The organism is Vibrio sp. 1562 (genome assembly GCF_033340155.1).
GTDB lineage: Bacteria > Pseudomonadota > Gammaproteobacteria > Enterobacterales > Vibrionaceae > Vibrio > Vibrio alginolyticus.
Genome location: NZ_JAWOVY010000266.1, coordinates 1 through 758 on the forward strand (window position 1 = coordinate 1; position 758 = coordinate 758).

Consider the following 758-nt stretch of genomic DNA (forward strand, 5'->3'; position numbering starts at 1 on the left):
GTTCGGTGCGTGGCAAGTTAGCGATTACAGAATCGGAAGTTGAAGAGCTGAAAGCAGACTATGAGGCTATAAAAGCGCGCATAGACGGTGGTTTTAAAGGTTTTTTGCTGCCGGGTGGCCATACTACGTCTAGTCAACTGCATTTGTGCCGCTGCCAAGCAAAGAAAACCGTTCGAGCACTCGTCGCGATAGAGCATGCTGGGAAAAAGCAACCAGCGCCGATTCTGTTCCGTTACGCCAACTTAATGGCCAATGTCATTTACAGCTTGGCTTCTTACATTAATCATATTTACCAAGTGGAAGAAACTGAGTTTGTGTCTCGCAGCTACGCTATGCCAAAGAAGTAAACGCTGTAAACAAGTCGCTTTAGTACACGTGCCTTAAGCGTCGCGGTGTCATCAATAGTCAGCAATAAATCGTTGAAATGACGACAAAGTGATAACGATTTCGAGTGAACACAAAGCCACATATTATGTTCAGTTAAACGTGCAGTTAAGAAGCCATGGCATTGGCTTCTAGCTCTTTTGCCCCACGGAGCATAGCTTCGATGAGCTCACCAGCATTAAACTTTTCTAACGCTTCGTGAGCGCCAACTTGATGCGCTCTATCGACACAAATCTCACTCGACAGTGGAGTATGTAGAATGCGGTACGAGTGATTAAGAGCTGAGTCATTTTGCACTTCAAACGCTAACTCGTAACCATCCAATCCCGGCATTTCAATATCACTGACCAAAATGTCTATTGGGCGATTTTCTT

Annotated in this window: 1 protein-coding gene and 1 pseudogene; one reads left to right on the forward strand and one right to left on the reverse strand. The window is 45.1% G+C overall.

The window, feature by feature from the left end; all coding sequences use genetic code 11:
• A pseudogene (locus R7Z49_RS24570) lies at positions 1-347 on the forward strand (ATP:cob(I)alamin adenosyltransferase); the annotation flags it as partial.
• A gap of 145 nt (positions 348-492) precedes the next feature.
• Here R7Z49_RS24570 and R7Z49_RS24575 read toward each other — a convergent pair.
• On the reverse strand, positions 493-758 hold a 266-nt coding region (locus tag R7Z49_RS24575), incomplete at its 5' end, for a response regulator (protein WP_318112312.1).